Raw genomic sequence first — 310 nt, 5'->3', positions numbered from 1 at the left:
TTTTTTTTGTTTGGGTTGTGTGCTTTTGTTGTTGGTGGTTTGGGTGGGGGGGGGGTGTTTTTCTGTTCGGTTTGGTTTTTTTTGTTTTTGGTTTGTTTTTTTTTTTTTTTTTTTTTGTGTTTTTTTTTTTTTTTTTTTGTTGTTTTTTTTTTTTTTTGTTTTTTGTGTGTGTTTTTTTTTTTTTGGTTTTTTTGGTTTTTTTTTTTTTTGCGTTGCCCTTGTGTTGGTGTTTTTATAGGTGATTTTTTTTTTTGATGGGGGGGGGGGGGTTTGGTTTGTTTTTTTGGGTTTTGGGGTTGGTTTTTCACCC

The 310-nt window shown here is 31.3% G+C and carries 1 protein-coding gene; it reads left to right on the top strand.

Annotated elements, in window-relative coordinates:
* A partial coding sequence (locus PUR53_RS48025) for a hypothetical protein (protein ID WP_329907133.1) occupies window positions 1-238 on the top strand: 238 nt, incomplete at its 5' end.
* Window positions 239-310: the final 72 nt, after the last annotated feature.

The sequence above is a fragment of the Streptomyces sp. SP18BB07 genome (genome assembly GCF_036322545.1).
Taxonomy (GTDB): Bacteria; Actinomycetota; Actinomycetes; order Streptomycetales; family Streptomycetaceae; genus Streptomyces; species Streptomyces deccanensis.
The sequence above is the reverse complement of the archived record's forward strand: the minus strand, read 5'-3'. Positions and strand labels throughout refer to the sequence as shown.